Consider the following 19,913-nt stretch of genomic DNA (forward strand, 5'->3'; position numbering starts at 1 on the left):
CCAATACGCCTACGAAACGATTTGAGACGGACCATGAACGACGATCCTTCAAGAAAGCGACTGGGCCGCGGACTTGCCGCCCTGATCGGGGATATGGACCGCCCCGCGGCGCCCGAACGGACGGCTGCTCGTGCCGATGGCAAGGCTCCAATCGAGTTCCTTTCGCCCAATCCGAAAAATCCTCGTCGCCATTTCGGCGATGCCGAATTGACCGATCTCGCGCAGTCCATCCGCGAGCACGGCGTCGTGCAACCGGTCGTGGTGCGGCCTTCGCCCGCTCAGGCTGGACGCTATGAGATCATTGCCGGCGAGCGCCGTTGGCGCGCGGCACAGCGGGCCGGGTTGACCGAGATCCCGGTCATCGTCCGCGACGTCAACGATCGCACGGCGCTTGAACTGGCGATCATCGAGAACGTTCAGCGTGCCGACCTCAATCCGCTTGAGGAGGCGCTTGGCTATCAGCAGTTGATAGACGAGCATAATTACAGCCAGTCCGATCTTGGGCAGGTGATCGGCAAGAGCCGCAGCCATGTCGCCAACACGCTGCGCCTTCTCAAGCTGCCGGATGTGATCCGCGACATGCTGGTCGAGGGCGCATTGTCCGCCGGTCATGCGCGCACTCTGGTGACGGCGCAGGATCCGGCCGGCCTGGCCAAGCGTATCGTCGAAGAGGGGCTTTCCGTGCGTCAGGCCGAGGCGTTGGCGCAGATGCCGGCCGGCGCGCCGACGCAAAGGAGGCCATCCGTGTCGGCGGAAAAAGACCCGGACACGCTGGCGCTGGAGCGGCTGCTGACTGATACGATCGGCATGAAGGTGACGATCGCGCATAAGGAGCGGGGCGGTGAGGTGAAGATCGCCTATCGTACCTTGGAGCAACTGGACGATCTGTGTCGCCGGCTGAAGCAGGATGGCGGTTCCGCCGGGTCCGGCGAGCCACGCATCCGTTACTGACTTGGCAACAGCGCAGCCTTGAACGATATTAGCCGGCAAATAAACTAACGCCGGGAATCGGCGTTGCGACCGAGGCGCGCGCCTTCTACCGCAATGCCGAGCAGAGCCTGCCGTGCGACCGCGACGGCAAGGTCCGGCCGGCGCCGCGTTTCCAGAACCGCCGCCTGCAGGCGTGCGAGCCCGCGGTTCAAGGCTGCCGCGCTCCAACGTTGCAGGGCCCGTTCGACCAGTTTACGGCGGGCGTAGAAGATGGGCGGCCGGTGGGCGCCGACAACCGATGCGGCATTGCCGCCGCCGCCATCCATGATGCCGCGCATGGAATGCAACGACTGCAGCAGGCGCATTGCCGAACCCAGAGCCTGGAACGGGTGGCTGCCGGCCTGGCACTGGCGGGTGAAAACCGTGTCGAACGTGTCGATCCGCCCTTCGATTGCCGCATCGACGGCGTCATCAAAGGATTGCCCGGACACATCGCCGGTCATCATCCGGACATCGTCCAGCGTGATCTCGGCCTTGCCGTGGGCATAAAGTGCGAGTTTTTGGATCTCGGCGCGTGAGGCGAGTCGGTCGCCGCCGAGATTGCGGCGCAGCGCCTGGCGCGCATCGAGCGCCATAGTCATGCCGGCCTTGGCCAGTTCGTCGTCGATAACGGCCTCGATGCTGCGGTCTTCATCCGCATAACAGGGCAGGGCCATGGCGCCGGAACCCGCCTCGACCGCGGTTCGCAGGGGCGCGCCCTTCTTAAGCTCGCCGGCTTCGATCAGCACGACGGCATCGGCGGCGGGCGCGGCGATCAGGGACTTGACGTCATTGGCAAGCGTCTTCTGCGCGCCGGCGTTGCGGATCCACAGCAGGCGGCGGTCGGAAAACATCGGCACCGTGCGGGCTTCGTCGAGCAGGCGACCTTCGCCACGGTCGATCTCGGCGGCGTCGAGCTTTACCACGGAGAACGGATCGTCGAGGGGCAGTCCGGTGTTTCTGGCGAACGCGGCGGCGCGTTCCGCCACCAGCCCGCGATCGGGGCCGTAAAGGAGAACAACGGAAACCCCGGCGTCGGGCCGGGCCAGCCAGGAATCGACCTCGTTCGTTTTCTTCTGCGCCATGGCCTGTCTTAGTGCATCGGCTCGAAAAGTGGAATCCGGTTTTCGGATCGCTCCGATGCGTCATCAAGGTGCAGGATGGATCCCGATGAGCGGATGGGATGGCAGTGGCTGCTCCCGTGGCCCGTTATTCGTCACCCGGCACGCCATAGCTCGGGGCGTCCGAGGGGTTGATGGCGCGCGTTACATAAGCGTCGAGCTGGGGCTTGTAGAGTTCCCACAACGCAGCCAGCTCCTCAATCGGGCAGGCTTCGGTCCAGTCGCAACGCAAATCGGCTACCGGCCAGACGACATCGCGCACCAGCTTCATACCGGCCGAACGGACCGGGCCGGCCTCGCCACCGGCCGTCAGCGCGGCCCGCATGGTGGCTATGATGCGGTCGCCGAGATGGCCTTCGGAAGCGAGGAAGGCGTCAACCATGGCTTGCGGCACGCCGTCATGGGCGAGCAGGTTGCCGCCGCAGGCGACATCTTGAGCCCGCGCCTCGGCCCAGGTGCCGAGCGCCTTCGGGCCGGAATGGATGGCGCTGACGCCGTTCGCGTCGACGGCCAGCACCTGCCGGTATTCGGGATAGGCGCCGGTGCGTTTCAGGATGGCGACGGCCTCGGTGGCGGACGCGCCGCGCGCCATCAGCTCCAGCCCGCGCGTGCCCAGTGTCGGGTCGGTGACGTTCTGGCAGGCGACGGCGCCGACGCCGGCCTGTGCATAGGCACAGCGCGCCGCAACGGCCGGCGAGGAGGAGGAAACGGCAACCCCGAACATGCCCGTTTTCGCGCAGCGCGCGACGATGGAGAAGGTCATGGCGTTCAGTCCGGAATAACGGCGGTGCCGTCGATCTCGACCAGCCAATCCGGCCGGGCCAGCGCCGACACGACCAGGCCGGTCGAAACAGGATGCACGCCTTTGATGTATTCGCCCATGGTGCGGTAGACCGCCTCGCGATGGCGGACATCGGTGATGTAGACCACCACCTTGACGAGGTGCTCCATCTTGCCGCCGGCTTCCTCGATGAGTTGCCTGATGTTCTGCATGACCTTGTGGGTCTGCTCGACCGGATCGTGGCTGCCGATGTCCTTGGCGGTGTCGAGGTCCTGCGGGCACTGGCCGCGCAGGTAGACGGTCCTGCCGCCTCGCGTGACGACGGCCTGACACAGATCATTGTCGAGCCTTTGTTCGGGATAGGTATCTTTGGTGTTGAACGGGCGAATTCTCGTATGCGCCATTGTGGTCTCCCTTGGGTCGGACATGCTGTTCCGAGAAATTGGCTATTGCTCCTCGGCCTGATGCTTCATGGAAGCATGATAGGCCATATATTTGCGCCGCGTCGCAATACGATCCGCCACATGCATGGCGTCGTGCCAGACGCCCCAGATGAAGCTGGAGCCTCTGCGGGCCTGCCATGGCAAGCCCAGGAAATAGATGCCGGGCTCGACCGATACGCCGCGCTGATGCCTTGGCCTGCCCTTCTCGTCGAAGGCATCGATCTTTAGCCAGCTATAGTCGACATCATAGCCTGTCGCCCAGATGATCGAGGTGATCCCGGCCCCGGCTACATCCAGTTCGAGGATGGGATGGGTCATGCATTGCGGGTCCGCATCGATTTTGCGCGCATCGGGCTCTTCGGGAAGGTCGAGGCCGTTGCTGGTGATATAAGCGTCAGCTTCGTCCAGCAGTGACATCAGATTGGCGTCGCCGCGCCTGATATTATCGCCAAGATCGGACGCGAAGGTCATCAGACCATTGCGGAACGATTCCGTGCGACCGACAAGCGTCATTCCCTGCATGGCCAGACGCCGGAAATCGATCGTTTCGCCGCCACGCGCGCCGCTTACCGCAATGGTGACATGCTCGGTGCCAGGCCCCGGCGTCTCGGCGTCCCATTTGCCCAGAACCCCCAGCCACCAGCAGAAATCACGGCCTCGATAAGAGCGGGGAGGGCGATCGTGCGGGCCGACCGACAGGTATACGCGCTTGCCCGAACGCAAGAGTTCATCCGCGATCTGCACCCCGGATGACCCCGCGCCAATCACCAGCACCGCGCCTTGCGGTAGCTGGCTCGGATTGCGGTAGGCATTGGAATGCATCTGCAACAGCCCTGCGCTCTCGGGCACGATGGAAGGCGTGATCGGGCGTTGGAAAGGCCCGGTTGCGGCGACCACGCTATCGGCTTCGATCACTCCTTCCGACGTTTCGACACGGAAGCCGGATCGGCCGACATGCCTTTCCACCTTTTCCACCGCCACGCCGCAGCGGATCGGGGCGGCGATCATTTTGGCATAGGCGACGAAATAGTCCGCGACCTCCTCCTTCGGCGGGAAGCCGTCGGGGCCTGTGCCGGAAAATTCCATGCCAGGAAATCGGTCGTGCCAGGCGGGGCCGTTGGCGACCAGCGAGTCCCATCGTTCGGAGCGCCAGCGTTCGGCAATGCGGTTCCGTTCAAGGACGAGGTGAGGCACGCCGCTTCGGGTCAGGTGCTCGCTCATCGCCACCCCCGCCTGACCCGCACCGACAACCAGCGTGTCCACTTTTTCGACCGGCATTTGCAGCACCTTTTCTGGCGATTACGGATCGCCGTTTGCGGAACCCGGCATGTCGCCGACTAAACTCCCGCCTTTTCCAATGACCGGATTCAGATGGTAAAAGTCTTCAGATCGGTTCATGCGCCGGCTCAAGGCCGAACAATCGCCGATTTTGGTTACCCCCACCTGGCCCATGACGCCTCTGAGTTCAGCCTCGAACATTCTGGCCAGATGAGCTGGCCCTCTCTGCCCCAGCGCGGCGGTGGCGGCAAGGAACGGCCGTCCCGCAAAAGTGAAATCGGCACCGCATGTGAGTGCCTTCAGGATATCCAGTCCCGAATGGATCGAGCCATCCAGCATGATCGCGGCACGCCCCGCCACGCGGCGCTTCATTGTCTGCACGAGGTCGATCGCGGCCGGCGCCGCATCGAATTGCCGTCCGCCGTGGTTCGATACGATAATTCCGTCGATGCCGAGCTTCACCGCGTGTTCGGCATCGTCCGGATGCTGGATTCCCTTGAGCACAAGAGGTCCTTGCCACTTCTGGCGAATGCGCTCGATCAGATCCCAGGTGACCGCCCCGGATATATGTCGGTCGACATAGCCGGCAACGTCAGCAGGTCGGCGGCTTCCCTTCACATAAGGAATGAAATTGGCGAAGCGGGGCTGCCGGTGGCGAAGCGTGGAAAACGCCCAGACCGGTGCACGCGCCACATCGTAGATTGTCTTCCAGGTCGGTCGGAACGGCACGGTCAAACCGTTGCGCAGATCACGCAGGCGTTTTTGCCGCATGGGCGTATCCAGGGTGAGAACGAGAGCATGGACGCCGGCGCGTGTCGCTCTATCGACCATGTCCAATGTTACGCGGTAGTCGTCTTCGGGCACCGCGTAGAGCTGCAGCCACACGACGCTCGGGGCGATGCGGGCGATCGTTTCGATATCGGTGTTGGAAACCATCGACAGCACGAACGGGATCCCCGCCTTTTCCGCGGCTGCAGCCATGGCGTCATCCGCGTTCGGCCATACCAAACCCGACAATCCCATCGGGGCAATCCCGAGAGGCAGCGCATAATTCCGCCCGAACAGGGACGCGGTGAGATGCGGCGCGCTTGTATCGAAACCATAGCGGGGAATGATTTCGATGGCATCCAATGCCCGGCGGTTGCGTTCGATGCAGATTTCATCGCCGACACCGCCTTCGAGATAATCGAAGGCGAATCTCGGGGTCCGCCGTTTCGCACGCTTCATGAGGGCCTGAAGGCCGGGATACCGGCGAAGGCGAGTTGCGTCGGCGCTGGCGGAAGCACCAGCGCCCCATCCCGTCCCGCCTCCGGCTTGCGCTTGCTTCGAACTCGCCATGCCAGCCTCCCCAGGCAAAGATCAGGACGGCATTGGATGATGGACGCAGAAGTTCTTGATCTGCTGATAGGCAGCCAGTGCTTCCAGCCCTTTCTCACGACCGTACCCAGACAGTTTGTAGCCGCCGAACGGGAACTCCACGTCGAGGCCGACGCCAAAGGAATTGACCCACACCTGGCCGACACGCAGCTTTTCACCAACCGAAAGGGCGGCGGCGATATTGCTGGTGTGGACGCCGGCAACGAGGCCGAAGGGCGAGTCGTTTGCCATGCGTACGGCATCTTCCGCGGAGTCGAAGGGAATGACGGTCAGCACCGGCCCAAAAATTTCCTCGCGGGCAATGCGGGTGTCGTTACCGGCGCCGACCACGAGCGCCGGGCGGACGAACGCGCCCCCGGCCAGGGCCGGCGCGTTCGGCTTCTCCGCTCCCATGAGAAGATCACCGTCCTGGCGCGCAACGTCGAAATAGCGCTCGACGTCCTGCATGTGCCTGGTGCTGATCAGCGGCCCCATGTCGGGGTCGTCGACACCCGCGCCGAGCGTCATGGCGCTGATGTGAGAATGCAGCCGTGAAACGACTTCGTCATACGCCGAGCGCTGGACGAAAAGGCGTGTCCCGGCATTGCAGACCTGTCCGCAATGGGTCAGGAAGCCGCCGGCGATGATCGGCAAAACCTTGTCCATGTCGGCATCGGCGAACAGGATCTGCGCCGACTTGCCGCCGAGTTCCATATTGCAGGGGACGGCATGGGAGGCCGCTGCCACCAGCACGCGCTCACCGGTCTCCACCGACCCGGTAAAGGTGATCTGGTCGACGCCCTTGTGGCGCGCCAGCAGATCACCGACCAACGAGCCGCGCCCGTTGACGAGATTGACGAGGCCGTCGGGCAAGCCGGCTTCCTGGCAGATTTTCATGAATTCGTAAGCCGTCACCGGTGTTTCCGCCGACGGCTTGATGATGACCGAGCAGCCGGCGGCAAGTGCCGGGGCCACGCCGCGCGCGATAAGCTGAAGAGGATAGTTCCACGGAATGATGTGGAGGCTGACGCCGATCGGTTCCTTCACCGTCCAGTCGGACCAATCCGGGCCGAGCGGAATGGAATTGCCGTGCATCTTGTCGGCAGCGCCACCGTAGAACTCGAAGAAACGGGCGGAGCAATCGACTTCCCAATAAGCGTCGCGCAGCGGCTTGCCGCTGTCCGTGCTCTCCAGCCGGGCAATTTCATCCCGTCGTTCCAGCAGCAGGGCAGCGATCCGCTGCATGGCGCGGCCCCGTTCAAAAGGTCGTAAGCGTCGCCAGGGGCCGTTGTCGAAGGCTTGGCATGCTGCGGCAACGGCGGCTTCGACTTCGGCCGCTCCGGCACGGGCGAATTCAGCTATGACCGCGCCCGTCGATGGATCGACGCTCTGGCCGACGCCATCGGACCCCTCGTTGAGAACCTTGTTGCCGTAGACGAGCGGAATGAAGCGAGGATGAGCGGTCATAAATTCTCCCTTGGCCAATGCTGGCCCGCGCTGGCTGATATTGCGCAATACACTCCTATTGTGTATACAATCAATCAATATTTGTCGACATGATTTGACAGCATGTCCGCAGAATGTTAGGCGTCCGTCGTCAGGACGGTCAGTAATTGGGGGAGTCCATGGACCTCGGATTGAAGGGAAAATGTGCTCTCGTAACCGCCGCGTCGCGAGGTCTCGGGCGGGCTTCGGCGCTTGCGCTGGCAGCCGAAGGCGCGAAGGTGGCCGTGGCCGGGCGCAATGTCGGAGCCTTGGACGAACTGGTACGGGAACTGCTCGCCGCGGGCGCGTCGGATGCGATGGCCGTTCAGATGGACCTTGCCCGGCACGAGACGCTGCGCCCTGGCGTCGATGCGGTGGCGCATAAATTCGGTAGCCTGGACATCTTTCTCGGCAATACGGGCGGCCCGGCTTCCGGACCATTCCTCAGCGTTTCGAGCGAAGCGTGGCAAGCGGCGATCAATGAAATCCTGCTGCCGCTCGTGGATCTTTCCCGTGCCGTGCTTCCGCACATGCAGGCAGCGGGTGGCGGGCGCATCATGTTCGTGACGACCGTCGGCGTGAAAATGGTGCAGCCCAACATGGTTCTTTCGGATTCGCTGCGGCTGGCCGTTGTCGGCCTGGCCAAATCGCTGTCGATCGAGTTTGCGCATGAAAACATCATGGTGAACTGCCTGTGCCCCGGTCCGTTCGCCACCGACCGCATGGAAGATTTGATTGTCGCCAGCATGGAGCGCGATGGCCTTTCGCGCGCCGACGCCGAAGCGGTGTGGCTGGACGAGGTGCCGGCGCGCAAATTCGGCGATCCGGGCGATTTCGGGGCCATCGTTGCGACGCTGGCCTCGTCGCGCGGCGGCTTTATCACCGGCACCGCCATCGCGCTCGACGGCGGCAAGTCGCGTGCTTATTGAGCGCCTCGCCGGCGCCGGGAAGATTGCAGCGGAGATCGACATGACAATGCAGATGGATGGTGGTGGCTCGATCGTCGCGTGGCTCAAGGCGGCCGGGGTGGAGAACGTGTTTTCCGTCTCCGGCGGGCCGATCAATTCGATCTACCGCGCCTGCGCGAAGCAGGGCCTGCCGCTGATCCATGCGCGTCACGAGGCAGCGGCGTGCTTCATGGCCGAATCGGCATCGCGCGTCACCGGCAAGGCTGGCTGCGCTGTGGTCACGCTCGGACCCGGCGTCACCAACGCGGTCACGCCGTCCCTGGTGGCGACGATGGCGGGGACACCGATGATCATCATCGGCGCGCATTCGGGCACGCGCAGCTTCGAAAGGGGTGCGGGCATGTCCTATGACGTGCTGCCCGTCATGAAGGGCGTGACCAAATGGGCGGCGCGCTGCATCGACGCGAACCGCCTGGCAGAGTATCTGGACATTGCCTGGCGCAAGATGTGGGCCGGTCGGCCGGGACCGGTTTTCCTCGAAGTGCCGACCGATATCCTGTCCGGTGCGGTTGATGCCGCTTCCGGCTTGCCGACGCTTTCCGCGCCGCCTGCGCCGAGCAGGCCGGGCGTCTCCGTCTCCGATGCCGAGGCCATACGCGCGGCGTGCAAGGCCGCCAGACGTCCCCTGTTGCTGCTTGGCGACGAGACGTTCTGGGACCGCTCAGGCCGTATCCAGGAAGTTGTGGACAAGCACGGCCTGCCTTTCTCGACGCTCCGGCTGGCGCGCGGCATTGTCGATGAAACACAGGAGAGGTATGCCGGTCCTGGCTACGCGGCCTGCAACGGGACATTGCGGCGTGCGCTGGCGGAAGCCGATTGTATCCTGCTGGTCGGCCATCATTTCGAATTCGATCTCGAATTCGGCGACAGCCTCGGCGCCGGGACCAGGGTGATCCAGGTCGCTTCCGACACCGAACTCCTGCATCGCAACCACCGCGCGGATCTGGCGATCGCCGCTTCGCCGTCCAGCTTCTTCGCCGTGCTTGCCGACGCGCCGGCAATGCAGCCGGACGAGGCGTGGGTTTCCTCTATCCTTGCCGACTGGGCGGCGGAATGGGAGAGCCAACGCGGTGAAGGAGATAATACCGGCATCCATCCCATCGCCGCCGTCGATGCGGTCACAGACGCTGCCCCGGATACGACGATCTTCGTGTCGTCGCACGGCAATGTCGACTTCTGGGCCGATGCCCGCCTGAAATTCTCCAGGCCCGGACGCTATCTGCGCGCCGGTCAATCCGGATCGCTGGGCGCCGAGGTGCCCTATGGCGCCGGCGCGAGCTTTGCCGATCCGCAAGCGCCGGTGATCGTGTTCGTCGGCGACGGTGGCGTGGGTTTCCACGTTTCGGAACTGGATACCGCCGAACGCTATGGCCGGGCCTTCATCATCGTCGTGCTCGACGACCAGAAATGGGGGGCGATTTCGCTGCCGCAGCACCAGAGTTTTGGCGAAACCTACCAGATGGACCTGCCGCGGCGCGACTGGACGAAAGTCGCCGAAGGACTCGGCGGCAACGGTTATTTTTGCCGCGACCCGCAATCGATCGGCGAGGCCATCAAGGCGGCGATTGCCGCCGGCAAGCCGGCCATCGTGCAGGTGCCGGTGCGCAGCGTCATCAGCCCCTACATGGCCTATATCTCCTGAAAATGCGGACAACGAGGACAACACGATGAAAGTCTGGAAAAACGGCGACACTGCCGGAATCACCCCTCCCAATCATTTCGGTGGCCTGACCGTGCTCGATGTCGTTCCGTTTTCCGGCAGCAACTTCTCGGTGCAGGTTTCGAAGGCGCCGAAGGGCGGTGGCGGCGAACTGCATCATCACGACGACTGGTCCCAGGTTTTTTACATGATCAGCGGCGAGATGACCTTCGACACGGGAAAGGAGCGTTTTAAGCTGTCAGCAGGACAGGCGGTGCTTTTCGAGCCGCATGACCCGCACTATACGATCAATGAGGCCGATGAAGAGAGCACCTACCTCGTCATCACGGTCAAACAATAAAAAAGGAGCGTTACCCGAAGGTCGAACAACCATATCGGCGGCAAGCATATGTATGGTTAAAGTCTTTGTGGTTTCGTTCTTGAGAATCGGAGTGTCGTCGTGATTGAAGCCGTCGCAGAGGAAAAAGAGCCCCGGCTGTCGTCCGACAGCCTGATCCGGATTCTCGAAGGCGATATACTCGACAGCAAGCTGAAGCCCGGCGACCGGCTCGACGAGCAATCGCTTGCCCGGCGCTTCGAGGTATCACGTACGCCAGTGCGCGAGGCCTTGCGGCACCTGGCATCCAGCGGCCTTGTCGAAATCCGCAAGAACCAGGGTGCGGCGGTGCGCCGCCTGACGACGACCGAACTGATCGAGATGTTCCAGGTGATGGCGGAATTCGAAGGGCTGTCGGCGCGCCTTAGTGCGCGGCGCATGTCGATCGCCGAAATCGACGAGATGCGCCGTCGCCACGAGGAATGCACCGGCCTTGCCGAGGGGCGCGACTACGAGGGTTTTTTCGCCGCCAACAATCTGTTTCACGAGACGATCTTCCTCGGTTCGAAGAACGAGTTCCTGCATGCGGAGGCGCGCAAGCTGCGCAACCGCGTCAATGTCTACCGCAGGCACATAACGGGGCCGCGGCTGATGCACAAATCGGTCGAGGAACACGCCGGCATCGTCGCGGCGATCGAGGCCGGTGACGAGGAAGGCGCACACAGGTTGATGCGCGAGCATGTCGATCTTCTGGCCGGCTCGGCGGCCGACATAGTGCTCGCGCTTCAGGCGCAAAACGGCGAAGCCTAGGGTCAGGACCCTAGCCCTGCTCATTGCCGACGCAGGACTGCTGTAGCGGAGATCGTCTTTGCGTACGATTTCCGGCGACGGCGCACTGCGCCTGATCGAATGCAAAAATCGCGGCGCTCATTTGCGCCCGCGCCAGAGGAAAGGGAGTAGAAAATGCTGGTCGAGAACAATTCCGCCAACCACGGACAGGCGCTCAGCGAGAGCGAGGCGGCGATCGTCGGCAAGGCCGCTCCCGAGGAGGTGCGGCGTTATCTGCCGGCGTTCCCGATCTACAAGGAGACGCCGCTGGTCGAACTGCCGGATCTGGCGCGGGCGCTCGGCCTTGCCGGCATCGCCGTCAAGGACGAAGGCCAACGCTACGGCCTGTTCAGTTTCAAGGCGCTGGGCGGTGCCTACGCGGTGGCGCGGCTTGTGCTCGAACATGCACAAAAACAGCTTGGCCGCGACGTGCAACCGGCCGAACTGCTCAGCGACGAAGTCAAGGCGACGGCGCGCGGCATGACGGTGTGCTGCGCCACAGACGGCAATCACGGCCGATCCGTCGCGGCGGGGGCCGAGATGTTCGGTTGCCGCTGCGTGATCTTCCTGCACAGCGGCGTCTCGGCCGGCCGGGAAGCAGCCATTGCCGCCTTCGGCGCGGAAATCCGGCGTACCGACGGCAATTACGACCAGTCGGTCGCGGAAGCCAGCGCCACCGGCAAAGCCGAGGGCTGGACGGTCGTCTCCGACTTCTCTTCCGAGGGTTACACGGAGATTCCCGGCGCGGTCATGCAGGGCTATGCGATCATGCTGGACGAGATCGTCCGGCAATCCACCGCGCCCTACAGCCATGTTTTCGTGCAGGGCGGCGTCGGTGGGTTGGCGGCGGTCGTTGCCGGCCACTTCCTCGATCGGTTCGGCGCCGGGCGGCCGCGCATCGTCGTGGTCGAGCCGTCGCGGGCGAACTGCCTGCAACTGAGCGCACAGGCGAACCGCCGCCTGGCGATGGAAGGTGGCGACGCCACGGTGATGGCGATGCTCGAATGCTACGAGCCTTCGCTGATCGCGTGGGACATTCTGGAAAAGAGCGCGGATTTCTATCTCGATGTCGATGACGATCAGGCAGTGGAGGCGTTACGGCGCTTCGCCAGGCCGGTCGGCGTCGATCCGGCGCTACGGATCGGCGAATCCGGTGCAGCGGGCCTTGCCGGCCTGTTGGCGGCGGTTGGCGACACCGCCATCCGCGACAAGCTCGAGCTGAACGCCAAGTCGCGGGTGCTTCTGATCGGCACCGAGGGCGCCACCGATCCGGAGCTTTACGAGCGCCTGCTGAAGGACGGCACCGCCGCCTTCGCCGCCGGGCACTGAGCCCGCTCTAGCGGCGGCGGAAAACGTCATTGCCCGTCCGCCGCACCGACATAAGGATCGGGTAACCCCAGATGTTATTCGCCGCGCAGTGCCGCGGAAAGCCTCCAGACCGCATTGCCGTTCAGCGGAGTCGAGGTGACCTGTACGTCAAGTGCGTCGGCGACCGCATTGGCGATGGCCGCGGCCGGGCCGATGGCGCCGCCTTCGCCCATGCCCTTGGCGCCTAGCGGCGTCAGCGATGTCGGGGTCACGATGTGGTGGACCTCGATGTTGGGGATTTCCGGTGCCTGCGGCATCAGATAGTCGGCGAAGCTCGTCGTCAGCGGCTGACATTCGGCATCGTAGACAAAATGCTCCAGCATGGCCGAGCCGATGCCCTGCACGACGCCACCACGAACCTGGCCATCGGCGATCATCGGGTTGAGCACCACGCCGCAATCCTCGACCACGACGAAGCGGCGCAGTTTCATCTTGCCGGTCGGCACGTCGATTTCGACGACCGCTGCATGCACGGCGTTGGAATAGGTGCCATCCGCCGGTCCGTCCTGGCTGAAGGAAGCCTCGAGACCGGGCGTCATGCCTTCCGGCATCTGGTCGGCGTTGCGCAGGGCGATGCGTGCCAGCTTGCGGATTTCGACGAAGCGTCCTGCGTCGGCCTTGAGGCTGGCCTTGCCGCCGCCAAGCACGATGTCCTCCGCCTTGGCTTGCAACAGGTGCGCGGCGATCGCGCGCAGCTTGTCGGCCAGTTGGGTGGCGGCGGTGTGAACCGCGCCGCCGCCGAGTGCTGCTCCGCGGCTGCCCCATGTGCCGACCGAATAGGGCGTCATCAGCGTGTCGCCGTGGCGCACGAACACGTCTTTCGGATCGATGCCGAGCGCGTCGGCGGCCACCTGCGCCATCGTCGTTTCGAGGCCCTGGCCATGGTTCTGCATGCCGAGGTCGACAATCGCCTGCCCGTCCGGCTCCATTTCGACGCGCGCCGCGATATAGCCTGTCTCGATGGGAACACGGCGGCGGATGAAGTCGGGCGTTCCGTGCGCCGTCTGCTCGATGAAGCAGGCGATACCGACGCCGACGCGCCTGGTGGTCGACACCTTGGAAGCCTCCGCTTCGGTGCGATCCGCAGCCAGTAACTCGCGCATCTTCTCCAGCGACTCGGCATAGGAGCCCTTGTCGTAGCTGAAGCCGAGCACATTCTTGTAGGGGAATTCACGAATGATGTTCTTCAGCCGGAATTCGATCGGATCGAGGCCCAGTTCCTCGGCAATATCGTCCATCAGCCGTTCCTGGGAAAAGACCGCGGACGGCCGGGCAACACCGCGATAGGTGCCGATCGAGCATTTGTTGGTGGCCACCGCCCGGTAGACGGCGTGGTAGGCCTGGAAATCGTAAGGGCCGGGCAACACCTTGCCGACCATGCCGGGCTCGCCGGCCGAGGTGAACGGGTAGGTCGAATAGGCGCCGTTATCGACGGTGACATCGGCCTTGAGGCCAAGCAGCCGGCCTTCCGCCGACACATAGGCCTCAAGCACATGGCGGTGGTCGCGGGCGTGGATGCTGGCCATCAGATGTTCACGCCGGTCCTCGACCCACTTCACCGGCCGGCCGGTTTTCACCGCCAGCCACGGAACGAGGATTTCTTCCGGATAAACCTGGCCCTTGACACCGAAGCCGCCGCCGACGTCCGGCGCGATGACGCGCAGCCGCGATTCCGGCCAGTTGAGGACTTCCGAAAGACAGGTTCGCACGATATGCGGAAACTGCGTGGATGACCAAACGGTCAGAACCCGGTCGGCGGGATTGTATTCGGCAACGACGCCACGCCCTTCCATCGGCACGCCGGCTTGACGCTGGGTGCTGTAGGTGCGGCGAATGATGTGCGCCGCCTCGGCGCGCGCCTTGTCAAGGTCGCCGCCCTTCATTTCGCGCTCGACGATGACGTTGCTTTTCCAGCCGTCGAACAGGGTCGGCAGGGAGGCGTCGCGCGCCTGGTCCATGGTGCCGACGACCGGCAGCGGATCGTAGTCGACAAATACCAGCTCGGAGGCGTCCTCGGCCTTGTACGGGTCGTCGGCCAGTACCGCCGCCACCGGCTCGCCGACAAAGCGCATCTTGCCCGAGGCAAGGATGGGCTGCTCGGAATATTGCATCTGCGGATAGTCCTGATGCGCTTTGATCGACAGACTGCCGAGATCATCCGCGGTGAAGACCTGCGTCGGGAAACCGGCATCGGCCAGCGCCGAACTGTCGATGCCGAGGATGGTCGCATGCGCCACCTGGGCCCGCACCATCGACATATGCAACATGTTCGGTCGGGTGATGTCGTCAAGGTAGCGCGCCGCGCCGGAGAGCAGCCGCACATCCTCGAAACGAAGCACCCGCGCGCCAATGTGCCTCGGATTTTCAGCCCGTGTCATGATCGGTTACTCCCCCCGGCGATCTGGTCGCCGATCGCCTTGCGCACCGCCGCGACGATGCCGTGATAGCCGGTGCAGCGGCAGATATTGCCGCTCATGGCTTCCCTGATCTCGTCGTCTTCGGGCATGCGCCTTTGCGACGTCATCGCTTCCACGAAGGGGATGAGCGCCATGACGAAGCCCGGTGTGCAATAGCCGCATTGCAGGCCGTGCTCGCTCTTGAAGGCTTGCTGCAATGCATGCTCGGCGTTCGGACCGCCGACGCTTTCCACAGTGGCTATCGCCTTGCCCTCACACTGCACCGCAAATGTCAGGCACGACAGCTTGGGCACGCCGTCGATATGCACCGTGCAGCAGCCGCAGGCACCATGGGCGCAGCCGATATGAACACCGGAGAGGCCGAATTCATGGCGCAGTACGTCCGCCAGCAGGCGGCGCGGCTCGACCGCCAGCGACTTTTCTGTTCCGTTTACCTCAAGCGTGATGTCGGTCATTTGCTTTCTATTGCCCTTGCGCAGGCCGCTTCGACCGCGCGCCGCGTCAGTTCGCCGATCAAGGCCCGCTTGTAGTCGGCGCTGGCTATGTGATCACCGGAAGGATCGACCATAGCGGCGAACCGCCTGCCCACCTCTACGGCTTGCGGCGCATCAAGCGTTTTCCCGACAAGGAAAGCCTCTATTTCCGGGGCGCGGATCGCAACCAGATCGGCACCACAGCAGACCAGCGCCGCCCTGGTAATCGTCGCTTGCTCGAATTCCAGATGAGCGCCGACCGACGCGATGGCAAAGTCGCCGACCCGCTCGCCAATCTCCATGAAGCTGCCTGCCGAAGACCGGGGTGGTATCGGAAACTCCACCGCAACCAGCAATTCGCCGGGCTCAAGTGTGGTGACGTAGGCGCTTTCGAAGAAATCCACGGCGGCGATACGGCGTTCACCGCCAAGCGAGCGCACGACCATGGAGGCATCGTAGAGGATGGCCGCTGCCGGCAGTTCGGCCGTCGGATCCGCATGCGAAAGGCTGCCGCCGATCGAGCCGTGACGCCGGATCGTCGGATGTCCGATCCAGTGGACCGCATCGAGAAGGGCTGGAAAGTGCTTCCCGATCCTCGGGTCGCGCCCATACTCTTCGTGCCGCACGAGCGCACCGATGCGCATGGTTCTGTCGTCGAACTCGATATCGGTCATCGGCAGCGCATTGATATCGACCAGATGACCGGGACGCGCCAGACGCAGATTCATCATCGGCACGAGACTCTGCCCGCCTGCGATGGGCCTCCCCTCTTCCCCGAATTCGGCAAGCAGACGCACGGCGTCCTCAATATCGACAGCCTTGTGATACTCGAAAGAAGCGGGCCTCATTACATTCCTCTGGACAGGTAAGGGAACAAGCGGTCGTCGCCCGCAACGCAGCCTACCGCAATGGACGTTTCGAAACTGCATTAAAGCCGGTGGCTTATCGCTTCGAAGCCTAAGCCAACCCAAACTTGTATGCAATACCAAAAAGATTGTAGACAAGATTGCCGGTGGTGCGTATGCTCACATGACATTCAGGCTTCGCCCGAGACCCTTTTTGCGGTCTCCGGAAGACACGGCCGGTGCATGACAGCATGGAGTTTGGCGAATGAGCAGCGCAAGCCGGCAAGCCGTCCTTGATACGATCGACAGAAACAAGGACAAGGCGATCGAACTCCTGCGCAAGATGGTCTCGATCCCGAGCGTCACGGGCGACGAAGCTGCCATCCAGGCTTTCGTAGCCGACTACATGAAGGGCATCGGCCTCGATGTCGACATGTGGGAGACTGATTGGGAAGAACTCAAGAAGCATCCCGGCTATCGCCCTGTCGAGCGCGGCTATGAGGGGCGGCCGAACATTGTCGGCACGCGCAAGGGCAAGGGCGGCGGCCGCTCGCTGCTGCTCAACGGCCATACCGACGTGATCCCGGTCGGCAGCGGCGAAGGTTGGAGCGACGATCCATGGTCCGCCGCGATCAAGGACGGCCGCATCTACGGCCGCGGTTCATGCGACATGAAAAGCGGTGTCGCCGCCCATATTCTCGCCGTGCAGTTCCTCAAGGAGGCCGGCGTCGAATTGAAGGGCGACGTCCACATTAACGTCGTCATCGACGAAGAAGTAAGCGGCCATGGGACGCTCGATACCGTCATGCGCGGCTACAAGGCCGATGCCGGCATCTCCGGCGAAACCAGCGATCTTCATGTGCAGCCCGCCTGTATCGGCCGCATCTGGTTCCAGATCGACGTCGAAGGCAAGCCGGCCGGCATCCAGCAGCGCTATCTCGGCATCAGCGCCATCGAACTTGGCAACAAGATCGTCAACGCCGTTCAGGAACTCGAAGACCATCGGGTCGCCACGGTCAGGCATCCGCTTTATCCGAGTGCAATCGATTCACTGCCCTGCATCATCGGCAGCTTCCAGGCCGGCAACTATCCGAGCGCCTTTCCCGCAAGCGCGGTGCTCAAGGGCAGTATCGGCACCGTGCCGGGCGAGGATCACGAAGGCGTCAAGCAGAGCCTGGTGGACAAGATCGCCGAGGTCGCCGCAGCCGACCCGTGGATGAAGGACCACCCGCCGGTCGTTCGCTTCGTCGGCTATGATGCGCAGGCCTCCGAAATTCCCACGGATCATCCCATCGTCACCACGCTGTCGAACACCTACAAGGAATTGACCGGCCGCGATCCGGTGATCAGCGGCCGGCAAGGTGCCGCCGACACCCGCTTCCTCAACCAGTACGCGGCGACGCCGACCGTCATCTTCGGCCCCGGCTCGACGGCGGTGATGCACGCCAACGACGAATATGTCTCGATCGAGGATTATCTCACCGCCATCAAGGTGATGGCGCTTTGCATTCATGACTGGTGCGAGCCGGCCGAGTAGCGAGGGCTGCACAAACGACGACGGGCGGACGGCATTTGTGCTCGCGCATCTGCCGCCCTGGACGAAGCTCAGGAGCAATGCGTGCCCCAGATCAAGCAGACCTTCACCGTCAACCATCCGAGAGCCATCGTTTGGGCCAGGTTCCAGGATCTGCCGCAGGTGGCGGACTGCCTGCCCGGCGCATCTCTTGCCGATCCTGTATCGGCAAAGCATGCCGGCGGGCGCATGACGGTCAAGCTTGGCCCCGTGCGGGCCGATTTCACCGGCACCGTCGATATCGACGCTGACGAGGCGAGCTATTCCGGCAAGATCACCGGCAGCGGAATAGACAAGAGACACGGTTCGCGGGCCAAGGGCGACATTGTCTATTCGCTCAAGGAAACCGCAAACGGCGCCGCTACCCAGGTGGGGGTGGTCGTGGACTACACCCTCGCTGGCTCCCTGGCGCAATTCGCCCGAGGCGGCATCGTCGATGCCGTCGCCGACCAGATTTGTCGCGATTTCGCGACAAATCTGGAAGCGCAGTTAAATGCGGAGCGAGAACGGGCGGTGGAGTCTGCAAAAGATGAGCGCCGAATGGACCCTGCAGGCACCGCAGTGAAACCTGCTCCGCGCCGATCGAACGAACTCAACGCTCTGGGATTGATCGTGTCGATCCTCCGGCGAAAGATGCAGGTTCTGTTGGGCCGAGCCTGAGCTTTCGGGAGGGCATATTGGAGCGCGTTCTTCAAAGCCGTATGGGTATGCAATCAATCGAACTTAGTATGCATAATATCTTGACTTGAATACAAAGGTGACAAAAGCTAAGGTCTGTTACCATCGGAGTTGCTGGAGGTAGGGCAAGTTCCGGGGCCGGAAATCAAATAGGGAGGAAATAATGGCAATTCGTATGAAAGGTCTGCTAGCCGCCGCCATATTGTTGGCGGGGACAGGTATCGCCCCCGCGCAGGAGGAACTGGTCGTCAGCATTTGGGGCGGAAACTGGCGGGACGGCGCCCAGGAGGCGATCGCAACCGAATTTACCAAGCGAACCGGCGTCGAAGTCAAGTTCGTGACCGGCGGCACAATGGACCGTCTGACCAAGGCCAAGCTCTCGGCAGGCGCTCCTCAGGCCGATGTCACGCTTACCACCAGCCATGTGGCGTATCTCTACTCTGCCAGCGATCTTTTCGAGAAGCTGGACGTATCCAAGATTCCAAATCTGAAGGAAGCCTACCCGATCGCGTTGCGCAGCCCCTACGCTATCGGCTTGTATTCCTACGTCTATGCGCCTGCATACCGCACGGATCTGATGCCCGACGATTTCAAGATCACCAGTTGGAAGGATCTGTGGGGCGATCAGGTCAAGGACAAACTCGGCCTGCCCGATTTCGATCCCAGCCATATCATCATCGCCGCCGCCAAGCTGTCCGGCGCCGATGCCAAGGATTGGAAGAAGGGCATCCCGCTTCTCGAGAAGCTGAAGCCGAACATCAAGGCGCTCTACCAGTCCGATGCGACCTCGCAGGAACTGATGAAGACCGGCGAGACCCCGGTGCAGGTCCTGCTGTCGATCAACGCCTATCATCAGATGAGCCAAGGCATCCCGATCAAGCTTGTCATTCCTGAGGAAGGCGGGGTCGTCGGCATCGATGCGGTCGGCATCAGCGCCGGCACGAAGATGGCCGACGCGGCGTATCAATTCGTCAACACGGCGCTCGATCCCAAGGTTCAGGAAAAGCTCTGCGAGCTCTACAAGTGCTCGCCGATGAACGCCAAAGCGCATGTCAGCGACGAGATGGCCAAGCTTCCCGGTATCTTCACCTCCGACGAGCAGTTGGAAAAGCAAATACTCGTGGACGATGAAACACGCGCCAAGCTGCTCCCCGAATGGAAGTCCTGGTTCACCGAGAACATGACGCGCTAACCGTCCCGTTCTGCGACTGCTGTATCGAACCGGACAGAAGGATCGATTTCGATCGGTACGATGCAGAATATGCCGGGTGTTAGAGCGTTTTGCGCATCAAAAGCGCCGGCGCTCTAACCGCTTCCCGGCCAGGAAAGCGGCGGAACGAAGACTTTTCACGGA

Annotated in this window: 18 protein-coding genes; 9 read left to right on the forward strand and 9 right to left on the reverse strand. The window is 63.0% G+C overall.

What is annotated here, in order from left to right; genetic code table 11:
- Positions 1-33: 33 nt before the first annotated feature.
- On the forward strand, positions 34-951 hold the full coding sequence (locus BFN67_RS19940; RefSeq protein WP_080921232.1) for a ParB/RepB/Spo0J family partition protein: 918 nt from the start codon (positions 34-36) through the stop codon (positions 949-951).
- A 44-nt stretch (positions 952-995) separates the two neighbouring features.
- Here the strand turns inward: BFN67_RS19940 and holA are convergent, their stop codons facing one another.
- The 6 genes from holA to BFN67_RS19970 all read right to left on the reverse strand — a co-directional run bounded on the left by holA (position 996) and on the right by BFN67_RS19970 (position 7,415).
- Positions 996-2,054: a DNA polymerase III subunit delta gene (holA, locus tag BFN67_RS19945; protein ID WP_080921233.1), complete on the reverse strand. Its 1,059-nt coding sequence runs from the start codon at positions 2,052-2,054 to the stop codon at positions 996-998.
- 124 nt (positions 2,055-2,178) lie between these two features.
- Positions 2,179-2,853, reverse strand: coding sequence for a DUF1028 domain-containing protein (locus BFN67_RS19950; RefSeq protein ID WP_080921234.1), 675 nt, complete (start codon positions 2,851-2,853; stop codon positions 2,179-2,181).
- A gap of 5 nt (positions 2,854-2,858) precedes the next feature.
- A complete protein-coding gene (locus tag BFN67_RS19955; protein WP_080921235.1) occupies positions 2,859-3,275 on the reverse strand; it encodes a RidA family protein in 417 nt (138 codons plus the stop codon).
- A 42-nt stretch (positions 3,276-3,317) separates the two neighbouring features.
- Positions 3,318-4,592, reverse strand: coding sequence for a flavin-containing monooxygenase (locus BFN67_RS19960; protein WP_080921236.1), 1,275 nt, complete (start codon positions 4,590-4,592; stop codon positions 3,318-3,320).
- Between the two features lie 21 nt (positions 4,593-4,613).
- Complete coding sequence (locus tag BFN67_RS19965; protein ID WP_080921237.1) at positions 4,614-5,930, reverse strand: alpha-hydroxy acid oxidase; 1,317 nt, start codon at positions 5,928-5,930, stop codon at positions 4,614-4,616.
- Between the two features lie 21 nt (positions 5,931-5,951).
- The gene (locus BFN67_RS19970) at positions 5,952-7,415 is read right to left on the reverse strand and encodes an aldehyde dehydrogenase family protein (RefSeq protein WP_080921238.1); all 1,464 of its coding nucleotides are present in this window, start codon (positions 7,413-7,415) and stop codon (positions 5,952-5,954) included.
- A gap of 158 nt (positions 7,416-7,573) precedes the next feature.
- Here BFN67_RS19970 and BFN67_RS19975 point away from each other — a divergent pair, with 158 nt between their 5' ends.
- From BFN67_RS19975 to BFN67_RS19995, 5 genes are all read left to right on the forward strand, one after another.
- On the forward strand, positions 7,574-8,362 hold the full coding sequence (locus BFN67_RS19975; protein WP_080921239.1) for an SDR family oxidoreductase: 789 nt from the start codon (positions 7,574-7,576) through the stop codon (positions 8,360-8,362).
- Between the two features lie 40 nt (positions 8,363-8,402).
- A complete protein-coding gene (locus tag BFN67_RS19980) occupies positions 8,403-10,043 on the forward strand; it encodes a thiamine pyrophosphate-binding protein (RefSeq protein WP_139789271.1) in 1,641 nt (546 codons plus the stop codon).
- A gap of 25 nt (positions 10,044-10,068) precedes the next feature.
- Positions 10,069-10,401 (forward strand): cupin domain-containing protein, encoded by a 333-nt coding sequence (locus tag BFN67_RS19985; protein ID WP_080921241.1) that lies wholly within the window; start codon positions 10,069-10,071, stop codon positions 10,399-10,401.
- A 99-nt stretch (positions 10,402-10,500) separates the two neighbouring features.
- A complete protein-coding gene (locus tag BFN67_RS19990) occupies positions 10,501-11,187 on the forward strand; it encodes a GntR family transcriptional regulator (RefSeq protein ID WP_204842241.1) in 687 nt (228 codons plus the stop codon).
- Between the two features lie 153 nt (positions 11,188-11,340).
- Entirely contained in the window at positions 11,341-12,534 is a 1,194-nt protein-coding gene (locus tag BFN67_RS19995; protein WP_080921242.1) for a diaminopropionate ammonia-lyase, read from the forward strand.
- Positions 12,535-12,608: 74 nt separating this feature from the next.
- On the opposite strand, the gene BFN67_RS20000 is transcribed toward BFN67_RS19995, so the two are convergent.
- From BFN67_RS20000 to BFN67_RS20010, 3 genes are read right to left on the reverse strand one after another with little or no spacing between them, the layout of a single operon-like run.
- Positions 12,609-14,951: a xanthine dehydrogenase family protein molybdopterin-binding subunit gene (locus tag BFN67_RS20000; protein ID WP_080921243.1), complete on the reverse strand. Its 2,343-nt coding sequence runs from the start codon at positions 14,949-14,951 to the stop codon at positions 12,609-12,611.
- Positions 14,948-15,445 (reverse strand): (2Fe-2S)-binding protein, encoded by a 498-nt coding sequence (locus BFN67_RS20005; RefSeq protein WP_080921244.1) that lies wholly within the window; start codon positions 15,443-15,445, stop codon positions 14,948-14,950. Before BFN67_RS20005 ends, BFN67_RS20000 begins: the two co-directional genes overlap by 4 nt.
- Positions 15,442-16,311, reverse strand: a complete 870-nt coding sequence (locus BFN67_RS20010) for an FAD binding domain-containing protein (RefSeq protein WP_158083545.1) — start codon at positions 16,309-16,311, stop codon at positions 15,442-15,444. The genes BFN67_RS20005 and BFN67_RS20010 overlap by 4 nt, the downstream gene beginning before the upstream one ends.
- 262 nt (positions 16,312-16,573) lie before the next feature.
- Between BFN67_RS20010 and BFN67_RS20015 the strand changes: the two genes are divergently transcribed.
- The 3 genes from BFN67_RS20015 to BFN67_RS20025 all read left to right on the forward strand — a co-directional run bounded on the left by BFN67_RS20015 (position 16,574) and on the right by BFN67_RS20025 (position 19,751).
- Entirely contained in the window at positions 16,574-17,845 is a 1,272-nt protein-coding gene (locus BFN67_RS20015; RefSeq protein WP_080921246.1) for an ArgE/DapE family deacylase, read from the forward strand.
- Between the two features lie 81 nt (positions 17,846-17,926).
- Positions 17,927-18,541 carry an SRPBCC family protein gene (locus BFN67_RS20020; protein ID WP_158083546.1) on the forward strand — a complete coding sequence of 205 codons (615 nt, stop codon included), beginning with the start codon at positions 17,927-17,929 and terminating at the stop codon, positions 18,539-18,541.
- Between the two features lie 181 nt (positions 18,542-18,722).
- Positions 18,723-19,751, forward strand: coding sequence for an ABC transporter substrate-binding protein (locus tag BFN67_RS20025; protein WP_245295352.1), 1,029 nt, complete (start codon positions 18,723-18,725; stop codon positions 19,749-19,751).
- Positions 19,752-19,913: the final 162 nt, after the last annotated feature.

It is taken from the genome of Manganibacter manganicus, from assembly GCF_002075885.1.
Lineage (GTDB): Bacteria > Pseudomonadota > Alphaproteobacteria > Rhizobiales > Rhizobiaceae > Mesorhizobium > Mesorhizobium manganicum.